Origin of the sequence: Cupriavidus sp. Agwp_2, assembly GCF_040784895.1 — a bacterium.
GTDB lineage: Bacteria > Pseudomonadota > Gammaproteobacteria > Burkholderiales > Burkholderiaceae > Cupriavidus.
The window spans coordinates 572207-588577 of sequence record NZ_CP088085.1; the positions used below are offsets into that span (position 1 = coordinate 572207).

Genomic DNA, 16371 nt, shown 5'->3' on the forward strand with positions numbered 1-16371 from the left:
GTGCCCGGACGCGCGCAATCCGGGCACCCGCTTTGTGCCGGATATCGCACGTGCCCGGCCCGCGTTTCCGGCAACGACACCACTTTCCAAACCGCGACGTAAAACGCCATAATGTGCCGGCACGCCGCCCAGGTCCGGTACATCGATGCCGGCGTCGAAGGCAAATCCATCCACGCAAGCATCCGCGATGAATCCCGATACTCTCCTGGTGGCGACGAAGTTCTCCCCGCCCCGCATCAGCCCCCGCCACATCCCTCGCGAACAGTTGCTGGCCCGCCTGCGCGACACGAAGGACTGCGCGGCCACGCTCATCACCGGCGGCGCCGGCTTCGGCAAAACCGTGCTGCTGGCGCAGTGGCGGCAGGAACTGATGAAGGCGGGCATCGACGTGGCATGGCTGTCGCTAAGCCATGACGACAGGCAGTTCTCCAGCTTCTGCACTTACCTGCTGGCGGCGTTCCAGCGGATCGGCATGCGCGCCGACGATGTCGTGCCCGATGCCGCCGGCAGCGAGCAGTCCATGGAAGCCCTGGTGGCCGTGCTGACCAGCGCCGTGGAAGAGATCGACCGCGAGCTCTACCTGCTCATCGACGATTACCAGCACGTGGAAGCGCCCGCCGCGCACCGGCTGATGCAGAAGTTGCTGGACCACTGCCCGGCCAACCTGCACATCGTCATCGCGTCACGCACCATGCCGCCGCTGAGCCTTGGCCGGTTACGCATGCAGGGCCAGGTGTCGGAACTCGACTTCGCCGAATTGCCGTTCGGGCTGGATGAAACGCGCGCCTTCTTCGACCAGAATCTCAGCACCCTGAAGCTGAGCGCCGATGAAGTGCGCCTGATCCATGATCTCACCAGCGGCTGGCCCGCCAGCCTGCAGCCAGTGGCGACGATGCTGCGCATCCGCCCCGCCAAGCGCAGCAACCTGCGCTCGCTGTTGTGGAAATCGGCCGACCTGCAGTCCTATCTGGCCGAAGACGTGGTCGCCTACCTGCCGCCGGCGCTGACAGGGTTCATGGAGAAGCTGTCGGTCTTCCGGCGCTTCAATGCCGGCCTCGCCGAAGCCGTCACGGAGAATCCGGAAGCCGCGGAATTGATCAAGCGCGCCGGCGACGAGAACCTGCTGATCTACCGCGTGGAAACCGACGATCCGTCACCGTGGTACCGCTTCCATCCGCTGTTCGGTGAGTTCCTGGCCCAGCGCCTGGCGGCGCAGGGCCAGGACGCCGTGGAGACGGTGCATCGCCGCGCCAGCCGCTGGTTTGCCGCGCAGGATCTGCTGGTCGAAGCAGTGCGCCACGCCAGCCTCGGCGGCGACCTGGAGTTTGCTGCCGACGCCATGGAACAGGCGGCTACCCGCTCCACCTGGAGCATGTCATACATCGGCCCGCTGCTGTACATGCTTGACCGGCTGCCGCAGGAGACGCTGTTCTCGCATCCGCGCCTGTTCTTCCTCGGCTGCCTGGCCCACGCCTTCACCGGCCGGGCTGACAAGGCCGAACGCTGGCTCGAGCAGATACGCCGCACCGAGGCCGCGAAGATCCCGGCGCTGTCGTCCAAGTTCCCGATCATCGATTCTTCCGTCGCCGTGCAGGCCGACGACATGCGTCGTGTCATCGAGGTGCTGGAGCCGCTATGCAACGCGCCGATGGAAAACGCATCGCTGCGCTATGTGTGCCTGGCCGGGCTGGTGGTCGCGTATCTCGCGGTCGGTCGCCATGAGGACGCGCGCCGGCTCTTTGAAGAGAAGCCGATTCCCGTGGAAGACCGGAACAACGACATGGCGATGGTGTTCGAGAGTCTGCGCGCGCAGAGCTGCCTCGTCGAAGGCGACGTCAGGGAAGCCGAGCGCCTCGGCGCCAGCATCCTGGCGCGGGCCGAAGCGGTGTATGGCCGAGCCTCGCTGCCGGCCAACCTGTGCGCGGCGACGCTGGCGTCCGCCTGTTACGAACTGGACCACATCGACGCCGCTCGCGAGGTACTCGCGAACCGCGCCGGCATGATGCAGTCGTCATGGCCGGATGTCATGATGCAATCGTCCCTTTGCCGTGCGCGGCTGGATTTCCTGCAGGACGTTCCGGAAACCGCGCTGTCTTTCCTGGAGGCGCAGGCTTCCCACTTCCACCTGCTTGGGTTGGACCGGGCCCTGGCGACCATGCTCGCGCAGCAGGCAGATATCCTGCTGACCATCGGCGAGCACCGCCGCGCCGCGGAACTGGGGGCGCGGCTGGAAGGCCTGCGCAAGGCGCACGCGCAGGCCGGCGGGGCCTTTGCCCATATTCCCGCGATTGCAGCGCTGGTGCGTGCGCAACTGGCGCTGGCCGACTCGAACCCTCGCGTAGCGCTGGAGGCGCTGGCCGAGGTGCGGCGTTTCGGCGAGCAGCACGGACGCGCCGCGACGGTGGTCCGCGCGAACCTGCTGGCCGCGGCGGCGCATGATGGCCTGCAGCAGGACGCAGAGGCCACGCGCTGCTTGACTGAAGCGGTCACGCTCGCCGCGAAGCTCGGCCTTGTGCGCACGCTGCTGGACACGAAGTCACCGACGGTTGTACTGTTGACACGCCTGCAGCAAGACGAAGATCTGCCTGCGCCCGTGGGACGCTACCTCGCCGATCTGCTGGCAAAAATGACGCCGGGCTCCGCCCGGCCGGACGCGCCACCCATGACCGCCGCCGCAAGCGCCAGCGCGCGCATCGCGCTGGATGCCGAGCGCGGCCCCCTGACGCCGCGCGAGCTTGAGATCCTCGCCCTGATCGCGGAAGCGATGTCGAACAAGCGGATCGCGCTGACGCTCAACATCACCTTTGGCACGGTGAAATGGAACGTGAAGAACATCCTGGCCAAGCTTGGCGTGTCGAGCCGCTATGATGCAATCGCGCTGGCGCGGCAGCGGGGGTTGTTGAAGTAGCCCTGCAGAAATGAGAATGGGCCAGCCGACGGCTGGCCCGAATCCCCCAGGTCCCCCGTCAACGCGCTCCGAGACTGCGCGAGATGATCACCTTCTGGATGTGGCTGGTGCCCTCGTAGATTTTCGTCACGCGCGCGTCGCGGTAGTAGCGCTCGACCGGAAAATCGGTCAGATAGCCGTAGCCGCCATGGATCTGGATGGCTTCCGAGCACACCTTCTCCGCGATCTCGCTGGCAAACAGTTTGGCCATCGAGGCTTCCTTGGCGCATGGCACGCCGGCCTGCTGCAAGCGGGCCGCATGCAGCATGAACTGGTGCGCCACGTCGACCTGCGTAGCCATGTCGGCGAGGTCGAAGGCAACGCCTTGCAGGTTGATGATCGGCCCGCCGTACGCTTCGCGTTCCTTCGCGTACTGAACCGCCGCGTCCAGCGCCGCTCGCGCCACGCCGCAGGCGACGGCGGCAATGCCGATGCGCCCTTCCGACAGCATGCCCATCACGCGCTTGTAGCCGGCGCCTTCCTCGCCGATCAGGTTCTCCGCGGCAACGCGGTGGTCATCGAGCTGGATCGCCGCAACATGGGCCGAACGCTGGCCGAGTTTTTCCTCGACGCGGGTGACGGTGTAGCCCGGCGCGCGCGGATCGACGATAAACAGGCTGGGCCCCTTCTTTCCTTCCGGGGTCTCGGTCGTGGCAGCAATGGCGATGCCGACGCCCGCTTCATTGCCGTTGGAGATGAACTGCTTGCTGCCGTTCAGCACATAGTAGTCGCCATCGCGCCGCGCCGTGGTGCGGAACGCCCCGGTATCCGATCCGGCCTGCGGCTCCGTCAACAGGCCGGCGACGATGGTCTCGCCGGATGCCATGCCTGGCAGGTACTTGCGCTTCTGCGCCTCGGTGCCAGCGTGGGCCACGACGCCGGCCAGGCCGTTGTGGACGTGCAGGATGGTGGCAAAGCCAGCATCGGCAGCGGCGAATTCCTCGATGGCCAGGCAGTACTCCGGGAAGGTCGCGGCCGAGCCGCCGTATTCTTCCGGCACATGCATGCCAAGGAAGCCGAGTTCGGCCACGGCCCTTAGCTCGTTGCGAGGCCAAGCACCGCTACGGTCGCGTTCGGCGGCCGTCGCGGCGACGACTTCCTGTGCCACCTTGCGGGCGGCGTCGCGGATCATGGTTTCCTGCTCGCTCAGGAGCACGGTTGAGGTATCGCTCATGTCTTGACTCTCTCTTCTGTCTGTCTCTTGCGGCTCAGGCGAATATGCGCATGATTGTGTCGGCCACGCACACGGGCTTGTCGGACCCTTCCATCCCGACCGTCATTTCGTAGGTGAGCTGGGTGCCGTTGTTGTCGAGTGCTTCGAAGCCCGCGAGCCTGAAGCTGGCGCGCAGGCGACTGTTGACCGGCACCGGCTTCAGGAACCGGACCTTGTTGAGCCCATAGTTCACGCCCATCTTGACGTTCCCGATGACAAGCGCCTGCTGGAAGAAGGTCGGCAGCAGGCTCAGCGTCAGGAAGCCATGCGCGATGGGTGCGCCAAACGGGCCACTGGCCGCGCGCTCCGGATCGACGTGGATCCATTGATGGTTCCCCGTCGCATCGGCGAAGGTGTTGATTCGCTGCTGGTTGATCAGGGTCCAGTCGCTGGTGCCGACAACCTCTCCCACCAGGGATTGCAATTGGGCCACGGTTTCATATGTCTTCATGTTGTCTCGCTCTTAGTGGGTGGATGATTGGGCGGCTTCGATCAGGCCGCCTCGGCGCGCAGCCCGGCCTGTAGCGCAGTGGCACAGGCAGCCTCGTGGCTGTCGCTGCTGCCCAGCAGCAGATCGGCCACCACAGCGCGCTTGTAGTAGTGGCCGACCGCGTACTCCTCGGTCATGCCGATGCCGCCGTGCAGCTGGATGCCCTGGCCGCACACGAACCTTGCCGCCCGGCCGACCAGCATCTTGGCGGCCGACAGCACCAACTGCTGCGTCGCGACATCGTCATTGGCCAGCGATGCCAGCGCCGCGTGTAGCATCGAACGCGCCACTTCCAGTTCGGCGGCCATGTCGGCCATGCGGTGCTGCAGCGCCTGGAAGGACCCGATCGGCACGCCGAACTGCTGGCGCGTCTTCAGGTATTCAGCGGTCAGCTCGATGGTCTTTTCCATGACCCCGATCAGCTCGGCGCAAAGCGCGACGGTGCCGCTCGTCAGCCCGGCCCGCAGGGCGGCGAGCCCTTGTCCAGGCTCTCCCAGCACGGCCTGGGAACCGACATGCACTCCGTCCAGGGTCAGTTCCTCGGCCCAGCTGCCGTCGTGCAGCGGCAAGGCGCGGCGGTGCAGGCCCGGCGCATCTCCCTCGACCATCAGCAGCGTGATGCCAGGCGTTTCCCGCACCGCTGCGGAAACAATGAACGCATGCGCACCGACAGCGCCGAGCACAAGCGACTTGGTGCCGTGCAGCACATACTGGCCGCCGTCGCGCTCGGCGCGAACGGACACCGGCGCCGGCATGCTGCGCGACGCCGGTTCGCTATAGGCCAGCGCAATGCGCCGCGAGCCCGCCGCGAGCAGCGGCAGCAGTTGTTCCTTCTGCGCCGCAGTGCCACCGGCCACCAGCGTCTGGGCCGCCAGCACCGCGCAGCCGAGGTAGGGTTCGACCACCAGCCCACGCCCCAATTCCTGGGCAATGATCGCAGTGTCGAGTGCCGTGCCGCCCAGGCCGCCATAGGCCTCGGGCAGCGCTGCCATCAGCCACCCGTTCTCCGCGAATAGGCTCCAGTTGCCGGCGCTGCCGCCTTGCCCTGCCTTCACCAGCGCCGTGCGCGCCTCGAAGGAATACGCCCTGTCGATGAAGCGGCGCACGCTGTCCTGCAGCAGTTGTTGTTCCGAAGTCAGATCGAAGTCCATGCTTTGTCCTTTGCGGAGGATCCGGCGCCCGCGGCGCCATCCTGCCGGGCTCTAGATTTGCTGCGCCGTCGCGCGCAGGGTTCCTACGGACACCGGTGCGTTCTGGCTTGGCGAGGTTCATCTTAGGGACGCGGCCCGCTGTCCTCCCCTCCCCTTTTTGCAGGGGCGGCGCATCCGCTCAACCTTGCGGCCGGCCAGCGCCCGCCCACCCCTCCCCCAAAGAGAGGGGAACAGCGGCATCCCCACTCCTACACTGCTCCGGCAGACACACATCACAACGCCACGGAGACAGCAATGAACATGGACTTCGCCCGCGTCATGGGGCAGGTGGCCGTGCAGTTCGCCGAGCAGGAGGCCCTCGTCAATATCGAGCGGGGCCGGCGCTATACCTTCGGCGAGTTGCACCGGCTGACCAACCGCATCGTCAACATGATGCGCACCCGCCTGGGCCTGCGCCGCGGCGATGTCGCCCTGTGCATCCTGGAGAACGACAATCTCTCGCTGCTGCATGCGTGGACGGCCTTCAAGGGAGAGGCCGCCGTGGCCCACACCAATATCCGCGACGCCTTCGACGAGCACCGCTGGCAGGTCGAATTCATCCGGCCGAAGGTCGCCTTCATCGAGACCTCGCTCCTGGAGCGCCACGGCGACATGCTGCGCGAGCGCGGCGTGACAGTGGTGTGCATGGACCCGCCGCCCGCGCAGCGCGAAGGCGTGTACCACTTCTGGGACCTGCTGGAGGGGGTCGGCGACGCAGCGCCCGGCGTCCAGTCCGATACGCGATCGGACGTCCTGATCTATCGCTTCACCGGCGGCACAACCGGCCGCAGCAAATGCGCGCAGTACACCATCGACAACTGGCTCGCCGCGCGCGACACCATGTACGCCGACCCCGAACAGAGCGTGGCTCTGAACCACCGCACGCGCTACCTGCACATCGCGCCGGTCAGCCATGGCTCCGGCCTGTCGTTCCTGCCCACCCTGTTCCGGGGCGGTTGCACGCTGACGCAGAATGCGGCCGACCTCAAGGCCTGGTGCCGCAATGTCGAAGCGGAGAAGGTGAGCACCACGCTGATGGTGCCGACGCTGGTCAACCTGCTGCTGGAGCTTCCGGACGCCACGGCACACGACCTCACCAGCCTGCGCACCCTCTACTACGGCGCCGCACCGATGAGCCCCGCCAAGCTGAAGCAAGCGCAGCAGCGCTTCGGAAACATCTTCTTCCAGCTCTACGGCGCGACCGAATGCGCGCAGGCGGTCTGCACGCTGACGCAGGCCGATCACCTCACCGCCATCGAGACCGGACGGCTCGCCTCCGCCGGCCGTCCGACCATCGGGATCGAGATGCGCATCGTCGACGAGGCGGGACATGACGTACCGCGCGGCGCCACTGGCGAGATCTGGCTGCGCGGGCGCGGCACCATCGGCGGCTACTACGGCAACCCGGAAGGGACGGCATCGGAGTTCGCCGAAGGCTTCTGGAAGTCCGGCGACCTAGGCTACGTCGATGAGGCAGGCTATGTGTTCATCGTCGACCGCAAGAAGGACATGATCATCAGCGGCGGCTTTAACGTGTATGCCGTCGAGGTGGAAGCCTCGCTCAATGCCCATCCCGCCGTCTCCATGTCGGCCGTGGTCGGCATTCCGCATGAGAAGTGGGGCGAGGCCGTGCACGCCGAAGTCGTGCTGAGACCCGGCGCGGCAGTGGACGCGGACGCCCTGATCGAGCATGTCAAGGATCGGCTCGGCCGCTTCAAGGCGCCCAAGTCGGTTGCGCTGGTCGAAGCGCTGCCCGTCAGCGCGGTCGGCAAGGTCTTGCGCCGCAGCGTGCGCGAAAAGTACTGGGCGGACCAGCCGCGGCGCGTGTCCTGACAAGTATCGTTTGTGTCCGGTGCTGCAAGCCGAGGCATTGCCTGGCGCGGCACACCGGACAGATTGGGCATCGCACTGGTCTCCGCGATGTCTTGGCACTCCGGCTTCGTGCCGGAGTTTTTTTTCCGGAGACCGTGGGAGCCGGACTGCGCGAAGTGCGGGCCTGGCGACAGGCCTCGACGAGCCGCCGCCCAAGCCACGCACGATTCCGCGCCCACTGAAGGGTCGGTACGGTCTGGAAGCGGAATCCGTTCAAGATGCAGCGTTCCGCACGGGTTAGTCAGCCGAGGCTGCGCGAGATGATCAGCTTCTGGATATGACTGGTGCCTTCGTAGATGCGGGTCACCTTGACATCGCGCAGGTAGCGCGCCACCGGGAAGTCCGTCAAGTAGCCATAGCCGCCGTGGATCTGCAGCGCATCGGAGCAGACCGCCTCGGCGATGTCGCTCGCGTACATCTTGGCCATGGCCGCCTCGCGCGCGCAGTCGACGCCGGCCTCGGCCAGGCGCGCGGCGTGCAGGCAGTACTGGAATGCGGTCTCGACGCGGGTCGCCATATCCGCGAGGTCGAATGCCACGCCTTGCAGCCGGTTGATCGGCGCGCCGTAGGCCTCGCGCTCGCCGGCATAAGTGGTCGCTGCTTCCAGCGCACCACGCGCCGCGCCGGCGGCAATGAACGCAATGCCGATGCGGCCGTCCGACAGTGAGCACATCACCGTGCGATAGCCCTGCCCTGCGGCACCCAGCAGGTCGCCTGCCGGCGCGCGGTAGTCTTCCAGCGCGATCTGGGCGGTGTGGGCTGTGTGCTGGCCGAGTTTCTCTTCGATCCGGGTCACCACATAGCCGGGCTGCTTCGGGTCGACAAGGATGGTGCTGGCGCCCTCCTTGCCCGCAGCCTTGTCGGTCAGTACGAAGGCAATGCCGACCCCGGCCTCGCTACCATTTGAAATGAACTGCTTGGTGCCGTTTAGCACGAAATGATCGCCGTCGCGCACGCCCGTGGCACGCAGTGCCGCGGTGTCGGAGCCGGCATGCGGTTCGGTCAGCAGAAACGCGCCGATCGATTCGCCACTAGCCATCGCCGGAAGGTAGCGCTGCTTCTGTTCCTCGGTGCCGTTGGCGGCGATGGTGGCGGCAACGAAGTTGTGGACATGCACGATCGTCGCCAGCCCGGCATCGACCGAGGCGAACTGGTGCTGCGCCAGGCAGAATTCCAGCAGGCCCGCGCCGGTGCCGCCATAGGCTTCTGGAACTAGCATCCCCATGAATCCCAGCTCGCCGAGCATCTTCAGTTCGTCGCGCGGCCAGGCCGAGGCGCGGTCGCGTGACGCCGCGGTGGGCGCGATCACCTCTGCCGCAAGACGGCGGGCGGAGTCGTTGACCAGGATCTGTTGCTCGGTGAGCAGTGCGGTATTAATGTCTGCCATGGCGTGGTTGCCTGAGGTCTTGTCGTAGAAAAGAAGAAGAATCCCGGAAGGTTGCCGCGCACCAGGCGGTCCCGGACTCGCGCAGGTCGAGGGCACAACGGGCGAGCTCCAGCAGCAAGCCGTGCCGGTCGTGGATGGACGCTCCCAGCGGCGGGCGCTCCAGCCGCCGGAGCAGCGTGTCGTGCCACTGTCGCAGCGTCATGCCGATGCCCTCCCGGCACTCGCGGTCGCTGTGCATGGCTCAGGCGGCCGTACCGGACTGCCGGACGCAGTACCACGCCACACCGGCGTCGTCGATGCGCACATCGAGTTCATTGAGCGCGGACAGGTAGTTCAGGTACGCCATGGTTTCGCCGGTGGCGAGCGCGTAGTGCAGCGCATCGCCGCCGGTCACCGGCGTCGCAAACAGCACGGCGAACAGTTCGACGACCCGCCGCGGTTCGCGCAGCGCTTCGCGCAGCCGTGCCAGGTTGCGCCAGAGCGATTGCTCGAACCGGTCGATGCGCGCATGCAGCCCCTCAAACGGATCGTTGTGGGCCGGCAGCACCAGCACCTCGTCCGGCACCATCCGACGAAGACGCGACAGCGACCCCTGCCAGCCGGCCAGCGGGTTCGCATCGGGCTCCATCGGATGCACCGAGATATTGGGCGAGATACGGGGCAGCACCTGGTCGCCGGCGATCATCACGAGCAGGTCGGGTGAGACCAGGCAAGCGTGCTCGGGCGTATGCCCCTGCCCGATGATGACATGCCAGTCGTGCGAACCGATGCGCACCACCGCCCCGTCCTCAATGCGGCGGTAGCTGCGCGGCAGGCGCGAGATCATCCTACCCGCGCGGCCAAAGCGGTTGCGGTAGCCGTCCAGGGCCGCTTCGTCCCAGCCCGCGCGCCGGTAGAAGGCAAGGCCTTCGGGCGGCACTTCCTGGCCGGCCTCGGCGACGGTGGCGAGGGTGTACAGGTACTCCAGCCGCGTCATCCAGAGCCGGCACCCGAACCGGTCCACCAGCCAGCCCGCCATGCCGACATGGTCGGGGTGCTGGTGCGTGACGATGACGCGCGTCACCGGCCTGCCGCCCAGCGGACCGGCCAGCAGCGCTTCCCAGGTTTCCACGCATTGCGGCGCGAACACGCCGGTATCGACGATCGCCCAGCCCGCGCCATCCTCGATGGCCCAGACATTGATGTGGTCCAGCACGTTTGGCAACGGCAGCCGCATCCACAGTACGCCGGGGGCGATCTCGAATGCTTGCCCCGGCGCGGGTGCCTCGCCACACAGATAATGCGGCCTCGCAGCCGGTCGAGCGAGGTACTCGGAATCTGGACGATACATGGGGGTAACTCCCGCGGTCGAACCACTGGCAGCCGGCTTGCGGGCCAAACGGGTTCCAGGGTAAATCGGTGCCGGCGTGCCACGAGAGGCGGCGACAATCATCCGGCCAGGCTATGTGTGAAAGGTAGCCGCGCCCCGCGGGCAGCGCCCCTCCCCTTCGGGACGGGATGGGTCGCAGCGACCGGCGCCTGGCATCTGCCAGATGCGGGCTGCCGGTGTTGCGTCCCGCAAACACCGGGACAGCGCACTGGTGAATTCCCTGATGTGTGCCCGATCGGACGCCTTGCCAGGCCCCATCCCGCGACGGGATGCCGCCTGCGGGCGGCCCAGCTCACCCTGCCGTCCTGGCCCTGCCCCTCCCCCCTCCCTTTTTGATAGGCGAGCAGTCCAGGCGCCGTCTCTACTGTCAAGGCGCGCGGGCCAGACCGCTGCCGGGCAGACCGGATAACGGAGCGCGGACTGGCGCACGTATGGGTCGAGAAGACACATTGATAATGACAAGAGGAGGCTTCCGAGCATGAAAAGATCGCTTATCGCCCTGGCAGCGCTCAGCGCCATGGCAGGCGCGGCGAACGCCCAGTCGAGCGTTACGCTCTATGGGGTAATTGACATTGGCATCGAATACGTCAACCGCGTGGCCACTGCGCCAACGACACTGCAGCCGAGCCTGGCCGGTGTCGCGCCCGTCGGCAAGCGCTTTGGCCTGCCCAGCAACGGCGGCTTGTCCGCGTCACGCTGGGGGTTGCGCGGCGTGGAAGACCTTGGTGGCGGCCTGAAGGCCTACTTCGTACTGGAAAGCCAGTTCAATCCCGATACGGGCGCGCTGGCCGGCAACACCGGTTTGTTCAACCGCCAGGCCTATGTCGGCCTGGGCAACCAGTATGGCAAGCTGACCTTCGGCAAACAGTATTCGAGCCTTGCCGAAGGAATGCTGAACTTCTCGCCCACCCGCGCTGCGCCCGCCTATGAGCCGGGCGTCTGGTGGCTCGGCATCAACTACCGCCCTGCCAACACCGTCAAGTATACGGGCAACTTCGGCGCGGTGTCCGCGACGGCCCACTATTCATTCGGTGCCGGCGTCGGCCTGACCTCGCTGAGCCCGAGCGGCGTGCTCTACAACGGCGGCACCGGCGAAACCCCGGGCGCCCCGCGCGACAACACGGCGTGGGGCGCTTCGGTGTCCTATCTGAATAACGGGTTCGGGCTGGGCGTGGGCTATGACCAGTGGAACCCCGCCTCTACCGTCGGCAACCCTGGCAAGGTCCGCAAGGCCGGCATCGCGGGCAGCTACAGTATTGGCCCGACGAAGCTGATAGGCGGTTACCGCTGGGGCGACCAGACCTACGCCAATGGCCGCACCGCCATGCGCGACGACTACTGGTTCGCCGGCGTGAGCTACCGCGTCAATGCGGCTCTCGACTTTCAACTCGCCTACTTCTACTCGAACATCAAGCAGCTTGCGCTGAGCAACAGCGCCGCGCCGATCAATCCGGCCAATCCGCAGCAGGTCAGCTTCGTGGCCGACTACGCCTTCTCCAAGCGGACCGACGTCTACCTGACCACCGCGTGGGCGCATAACGGCAGCCTGGCAAATGATGGGCCTTTCACGGGTTACCTGTTCAACTATGCGCACGCGCCGGGGCAGAAGAACATGATCGGGGCGCTGATCGGCATCCGCCATATCTTCTGAGCGCCATTCGAGAAATGAACTGAAGTAATACGCCGCCGCGTGTTGCCCTCCTGGGCGAGAAAAAATTGCATCGCGGCGGCCCATGGCACTAGCTCGCGCATCACGGCGCTGGCGGGCGTAAGCGACGGCAAATGGTCCGCCTTCTGCAAGGGCGGCGAAGAGGTATGGGCGTGCAATGTGGTATATGCCGCCGCCAAATTCGACTTTGCTCCCGCTCCGAGCGCCTGCGCGTCGACGGCCGACTGAGATGCTCGCGCGCCACCGCTACTGCGACGCACTGAGCTTTCAGCAGTTCCAGTTATGGGCTCCGTGTCCTTCCCTTCTGCACGCGGCCTTCGCGGATACAGAAATACCAACGCCGCCTGCATCCCCTTTCCGTGGTGACAACGCGATAAGCACAACGTTATCGTGCCCTATCGCCCCCGGCAATCGGCCCTCACGCTCCTCCTGGCTCCCCGCGCTGCGGCTAACCGCTATTCGCCAGGGATGACGGAAGCGCAACGGCAGTAGCCGGCCATAAAGGGTCATGCGCCTTCACCGACGCGTGGACGTTTGTACGTCCGCTTCGCTCAAGCAACAGACCCTTGTTCGCAATCGCTTCTGTCGCCTCTGTGGCGCTTCGACACGCCTTGGTGTCCTGACGTCCGCGACCCGCGAGGAGCGCGAACTGCGCCGCCTCCGACATATATACACAAAAAGTGTCAATGACGTACCAATAATATATTGGACGTGATCTAGTTACGGCCATATTCTCCAGCAGACCCCCAATAACGGGCGCGGAAATTATCATGGCAAGCAATCTCATTCTTGAAACCGTCGGACTGCGGAAGGAATTCAAGGGATTCGTCGCCGTAAACGACGTCAGTCTCAAGATCAGGCGTGGGCACATCCACGCGCTGATTGGTCCGAACGGTGCAGGCAAGACCACCTGCTTCAACCTCCTTACTAAGTTCCTCGATCCCACGCGCGGCACCATACGATTCAACGGTTACGAGATCACCGGCGAAAAGCCGGCGCAGATCGCACGCAGGGGTGTGGTGCGCTCCTTCCAGATCTCGGCGGTGTTTCCGCACCTGACCGTGCTCGAGAACGTACGTATCCCGCTGCAGCGCAGGCTCGGGATTTCCTTCCAGTTTTGGCGCTCGCCGAAAGTCCTCGCATCGCTCGATGACAGGGCCATGGCATTGCTCGCCGACGTCGGACTGGAGGACTTCGCCGACATGACGACCGCCGAGATGCCCTACGGTCGCAAGCGCGCGCTGGAAATCGCCACCACGCTGGCCCTCGATCCCGAGCTGATGCTGCTCGACGAGCCTACGCAGGGCATGGGCCACGAAGACGTTGACCGCGTCATGCAGCTCATCAAGAAGGTCTCGGTCAATCGCAGCATCCTGATGGTGGAGCACAACATGAAAGTGGTGTCCGGCATCTGCGACGCCATCACGGTGCTGGCGCGCGGCAGCGTGCTGGCCGAGGGCACATACGCGGAAGTCTCTGCCAACCCGCAGGTCATCGAGGCCTATATGGGCAGCGCTGATGCCGCGCTCGCTGCGCCGGGAGGGCATTGATCATGGCGACGGAATACCTGCGGGTCACCGACCTCCATGCCTTCTACGGCGAATCGCACATCCTCCACGGCATCGACTTGCTGGTGAACGAGGGAGAGTGCGTGACCCTGCTCGGCCGCAACGGGGCAGGCCGTACCACTACCCTGCGCGCCATCATGGGCCTAACGGGGCGTCGCGCCGGCTCGGTCATGATCGACGGCCGCGAGGCAATCGGCATGCCGGCCCATCGCATCGCGCGTCTCGGCGTCGGCTTCTGCCCGGAGGAGCGGGCGATTTATTCCAGTCTCTCGTGCGAGGAGAACCTCCTGCTCCCGCCGCAGGTGGGGGGCGGCGGGATGAGCCTCGACGAGATCTACGCGATGTTCCCCAACCTCCACGAGCGGCGGCATAGCCAGGGCACGCGGCTATCGGGCGGCGAGCAACAGATGCTGGCGATGGCGCGCATCCTGCGCACTGGAGCGCGGTTGCTGCTGCTGGACGAAATCTCCGAGGGACTGGCGCCGGTGATTGTGCAGAAGCTCGCCCAAGTCATCCGCGACCTCAAGGCGAAGGGCTACACGATCGTGCTGGTGGAGCAGAACTTCCGGTTCGCCGCGCCGCTGGCCGACCGCATGTACGTGGTGGAGCACGGCCAAATCGCCGCGGAGATCCATCAGCACGAGATTCACGAGAAGCAGCACCTGCTCCAGGAACTCCTGGGTGTCTGAGACCGCTGCGGAGGAGACAACATGACAACGATTCTGGGAGTTCCGCTACAGGGGCTGTTGGGGCAACTCGTGCTCGGGCTGGTAAACGGCTCGTTCTACGCGATTCTCAGCCTCGGGCTTGCCGTGATCTTCGGCATGCTCAACATCATAAATTTTGCCCACGGCGCGATGTTCATGGTGGGCGCATTTGTCGCCTGGGCGGGCCTGGAGTATCTCGGCATCAGCTACTGGTGGTCGCTGCTGGCGGCGCCGGTGCTGGTAGGGCTGGCGGGTATCGCCATCGAGCGCGGCCTGCTGCGGTGGCTGTACAAGCTCGACCACCTGTACGGGCTGCTGCTCACCTTCGGGCTGGCGCTCATTATCGAAGGCCTGTTCCGCTTCCAATTCGGCGTCTCGGGGCAGCCGTATTCGATTCCCGACGAGGTGGCCGGCGCCTTCAACCTCGGCTTCATGATCCTGCCGAAATACCGCGCGTGGGTCATCGGCGCCTCGCTCACAGTGTGCCTGCTGACCTGGTTCACGATCGAGAAGACCCGCCTCGGCGCCTACCTGCGCGCCGCCACCGAGAACCCAAGCATTACCCAAGCTTTCGGCATCAACGTGCCGGTGATGGTGATGCTGACCTATGCCTTCGGCGTGGGCCTGGCCGGGCTGGCCGGCGTGTTGGCAGCACCGACGGGGCAACTAAGTCCGCTGATGGGGTCGAACCTGATCATCGTCGTGTTCGCGGTGGTGGTGATCGGCGGCATGGGTTCCATCCTTGGCGCGATCGTCGCCGGGCTGGGGCTGGGCGTGGTGGAAGGACTGACCAAGGTGTTTTATCCAGAGGCGTCGGCCACGGTGGTTTTCGTGATCATGGTCATCGTGCTGATGGTTCGGCCGGCAGGCCTGTTTGGTAAGGAAAAGTGAGGTCGCGTATGAAAATGAGAAATCTTGGCTACGGTGTCCTGCTGCTGGGCGCGCTGGCGGCCCCGGCCGTGCTCTATCCGGTGATGCTGATGAAGGTGCTGTGCTTCGCCTTGTTCGCCTGCGCCTTCAACCTGTTGCTCGGCTATACCGGCCTGCTCTCATTCGGCCATGCGGCGTTCCTCGGCACGGCGGCCTATATATCGGGCTACGGCATGAAGACCTGGGGGCTCACCCCGGAACTCGGCCTTCTGCTCGGCACAGCCGTCTCGGCTGCCGCGGGCTTTGTCGTCGGGGCGCTCGCAATTCGCCGGCAGGGCATCTACTTCGCGATGATCACGCTTGCTTTGGCCCAGATGTTGTACTTCTTGTTCCTGCAGGCGCCGTTCACAGGCGGCGAGGATGGCATGCAGGCCATTCCGCGAGGCAGGCTGTTCGGCCTGCTCGACCTGGCGTCGGACCTGCGCATGTACTACTTCGTGCTGGCGATCTTCCTGTTCACCTTCTGGCTGATCCACCGCATCATCCATTCGCCTTTCGGCCAGATTCTGAAGGCGATCCGCGAGAACGAGGCGCGCACCACTTCGCTGGGCTACGACGTCGCGCGCTACAAGCTGCTGGCCTTCGTCCTCTCGGCGGGCCTGGCCGGCCTTGCCGGGGCCACCAAGACCCTTGTCTTTCAGTTTGCCACACTGACCGACGCGCACTGGCACACCTCCGGCGAAGTCGTGCTGATGACGCTGTTGGGCGGCCTTGGCACTGCCTTCGGCCCGGTGGTGGGCGCGAGCATCGTGGTCGCCATCCAGAACGCCTTGGCGGACAAGGTCGGTTCCATGATCACCGTGATCATGGGGAGCATCTTCGTCGTGTGCGTGCTTGCGTTCCGTCGTGGCATCGTCGGCGAATTGAATGCGTTGTGCCAGAGCATCGTGGGCAACCGCCGCGGCCGGCCCGCACCGCGCCACGCTGCCGTGCCGGCACCAAGTCATGACGAAACGCCCGCCGGAGCAGGCGTGCATGCCCGGCGCGTGGAAGGAAAGGCATGAAATCGAGCGCTGAACGGAACACCCC

Annotated in this window: 12 protein-coding genes; 7 read left to right on the top strand and 5 right to left on the bottom strand. The window is 65.6% G+C overall.

Going from position 1 to position 16371, the window contains the following annotated elements; all coding sequences use genetic code 11:
- Positions 1 to 187 precede the first annotated feature (187 nt).
- Positions 188 to 2908, top strand: a complete 2721-nt coding sequence (locus LPA45_RS32915) for a LuxR C-terminal-related transcriptional regulator (protein WP_317923306.1) — start codon at positions 188 to 190, stop codon at positions 2906 to 2908.
- A gap of 58 nt (positions 2909 to 2966) precedes the next feature.
- Here LPA45_RS32915 and LPA45_RS32920 read toward each other — a convergent pair whose 3' ends face one another.
- The 3 genes from LPA45_RS32920 to LPA45_RS32930 are packed head-to-tail and all read right to left on the bottom strand — an operon-like array spanning position 2967 to position 5801.
- Positions 2967 to 4121 carry an acyl-CoA dehydrogenase family protein gene (locus LPA45_RS32920; protein WP_367395127.1) on the bottom strand — a complete coding sequence of 385 codons (1155 nt, stop codon included), beginning with the start codon at positions 4119 to 4121 and terminating at the stop codon, positions 2967 to 2969.
- Positions 4122 to 4155: 34 nt separating this feature from the next.
- Entirely contained in the window at positions 4156 to 4611 is a 456-nt protein-coding gene (locus tag LPA45_RS32925; RefSeq protein ID WP_317923308.1) for a MaoC family dehydratase, read from the bottom strand.
- Positions 4612 to 4652: 41 nt separating this feature from the next.
- On the bottom strand, positions 4653 to 5801 hold the full coding sequence (locus LPA45_RS32930) for an acyl-CoA dehydrogenase family protein (protein WP_317923309.1): 1149 nt from the start codon (positions 5799 to 5801) through the stop codon (positions 4653 to 4655).
- A gap of 294 nt (positions 5802 to 6095) precedes the next feature.
- On the opposite strand from LPA45_RS32930, the gene LPA45_RS32935 reads away from it, so the two are divergent.
- Positions 6096 to 7673 carry an AMP-binding protein gene (locus tag LPA45_RS32935; RefSeq protein ID WP_317923310.1) on the top strand — a complete coding sequence of 526 codons (1578 nt, stop codon included), beginning with the start codon at positions 6096 to 6098 and terminating at the stop codon, positions 7671 to 7673.
- 280 nt (positions 7674 to 7953) lie between these two features.
- On the opposite strand, the gene LPA45_RS32940 is transcribed toward LPA45_RS32935, so the two are convergent.
- On the bottom strand, positions 7954 to 9099 hold the full coding sequence (locus tag LPA45_RS32940) for an acyl-CoA dehydrogenase family protein (RefSeq protein WP_317923311.1): 1146 nt from the start codon (positions 9097 to 9099) through the stop codon (positions 7954 to 7956).
- 241 nt (positions 9100 to 9340) lie between these two features.
- Positions 9341 to 10429, bottom strand: a complete 1089-nt coding sequence (locus LPA45_RS32945; RefSeq protein ID WP_317923312.1) for an MBL fold metallo-hydrolase — start codon at positions 10427 to 10429, stop codon at positions 9341 to 9343.
- A 517-nt stretch (positions 10430 to 10946) separates the two neighbouring features.
- Here LPA45_RS32945 and LPA45_RS32950 point away from each other — a divergent pair.
- The 5 genes from LPA45_RS32950 (at position 10947) to LPA45_RS32970 (ending at position 16346) form a co-directional block, all read left to right on the top strand.
- Positions 10947 to 12119, top strand: a complete 1173-nt coding sequence (locus tag LPA45_RS32950; protein ID WP_317923314.1) for a porin — start codon at positions 10947 to 10949, stop codon at positions 12117 to 12119.
- Positions 12120 to 12907: 788 nt separating this feature from the next.
- Positions 12908 to 13687: an ABC transporter ATP-binding protein gene (locus tag LPA45_RS32955; RefSeq protein ID WP_376790698.1), complete on the top strand. Its 780-nt coding sequence runs from the start codon at positions 12908 to 12910 to the stop codon at positions 13685 to 13687.
- Between the two features lie 2 nt (positions 13688 to 13689).
- The gene (locus LPA45_RS32960; protein WP_029043246.1) at positions 13690 to 14394 is read left to right on the top strand and encodes an ABC transporter ATP-binding protein; all 705 of its coding nucleotides are present in this window, start codon (positions 13690 to 13692) and stop codon (positions 14392 to 14394) included.
- A gap of 21 nt (positions 14395 to 14415) precedes the next feature.
- Positions 14416 to 15303, top strand: coding sequence for a branched-chain amino acid ABC transporter permease (locus LPA45_RS32965; RefSeq protein WP_317923319.1), 888 nt, complete (start codon positions 14416 to 14418; stop codon positions 15301 to 15303).
- 14 nt (positions 15304 to 15317) lie between these two features.
- On the top strand, positions 15318 to 16346 hold the full coding sequence (locus tag LPA45_RS32970) for a branched-chain amino acid ABC transporter permease (protein WP_317923339.1): 1029 nt from the start codon (positions 15318 to 15320) through the stop codon (positions 16344 to 16346).
- Positions 16347 to 16371: the final 25 nt, after the last annotated feature.

What these genes read in the sequence shown, in the direction of transcription:
- LPA45_RS32955 (WP_376790698.1), top strand. Translation starts at nt 12,908, where the DNA reads ATGGCAAGCAATCTCATTCTTGAAACCGTCGGACTGCGGAAGGAATTC.
- LPA45_RS32960 (WP_029043246.1), top strand. Translation starts at nt 13,690, where the DNA reads ATGGCGACGGAATACCTGCGGGTCACCGACCTCCATGCCTTCTACGGC.
- LPA45_RS32965 (WP_317923319.1), top strand. Translation starts at nt 14,416, where the DNA reads ATGACAACGATTCTGGGAGTTCCGCTACAGGGGCTGTTGGGGCAACTC.
- LPA45_RS32935 (WP_317923310.1), top strand. Translation starts at nt 6,096, where the DNA reads ATGAACATGGACTTCGCCCGCGTCATGGGGCAGGTGGCCGTGCAGTTC.
- LPA45_RS32925 (WP_317923308.1), bottom strand. Translation starts at nt 4,611, where the DNA reads ATGAAGACATATGAAACCGTGGCCCAATTGCAATCCCTGGTGGGAGAG.
- LPA45_RS32945 (WP_317923312.1), bottom strand. Translation starts at nt 10,429, where the DNA reads ATGTATCGTCCAGATTCCGAGTACCTCGCTCGACCGGCTGCGAGGCCG.
- LPA45_RS32940 (WP_317923311.1), bottom strand. Translation starts at nt 9,099, where the DNA reads ATGGCAGACATTAATACCGCACTGCTCACCGAGCAACAGATCCTGGTC.
- LPA45_RS32970 (WP_317923339.1), top strand. Translation starts at nt 15,318, where the DNA reads ATGAGAAATCTTGGCTACGGTGTCCTGCTGCTGGGCGCGCTGGCGGCC.
- LPA45_RS32930 (WP_317923309.1), bottom strand. Translation starts at nt 5,801, where the DNA reads ATGGACTTCGATCTGACTTCGGAACAACAACTGCTGCAGGACAGCGTG.
- LPA45_RS32950 (WP_317923314.1), top strand. Translation starts at nt 10,947, where the DNA reads ATGAAAAGATCGCTTATCGCCCTGGCAGCGCTCAGCGCCATGGCAGGC.
- LPA45_RS32915 (WP_317923306.1), top strand. Translation starts at nt 188, where the DNA reads ATGAATCCCGATACTCTCCTGGTGGCGACGAAGTTCTCCCCGCCCCGC.
- LPA45_RS32920 (WP_367395127.1), bottom strand. Translation starts at nt 4,121, where the DNA reads ATGAGCGATACCTCAACCGTGCTCCTGAGCGAGCAGGAAACCATGATC.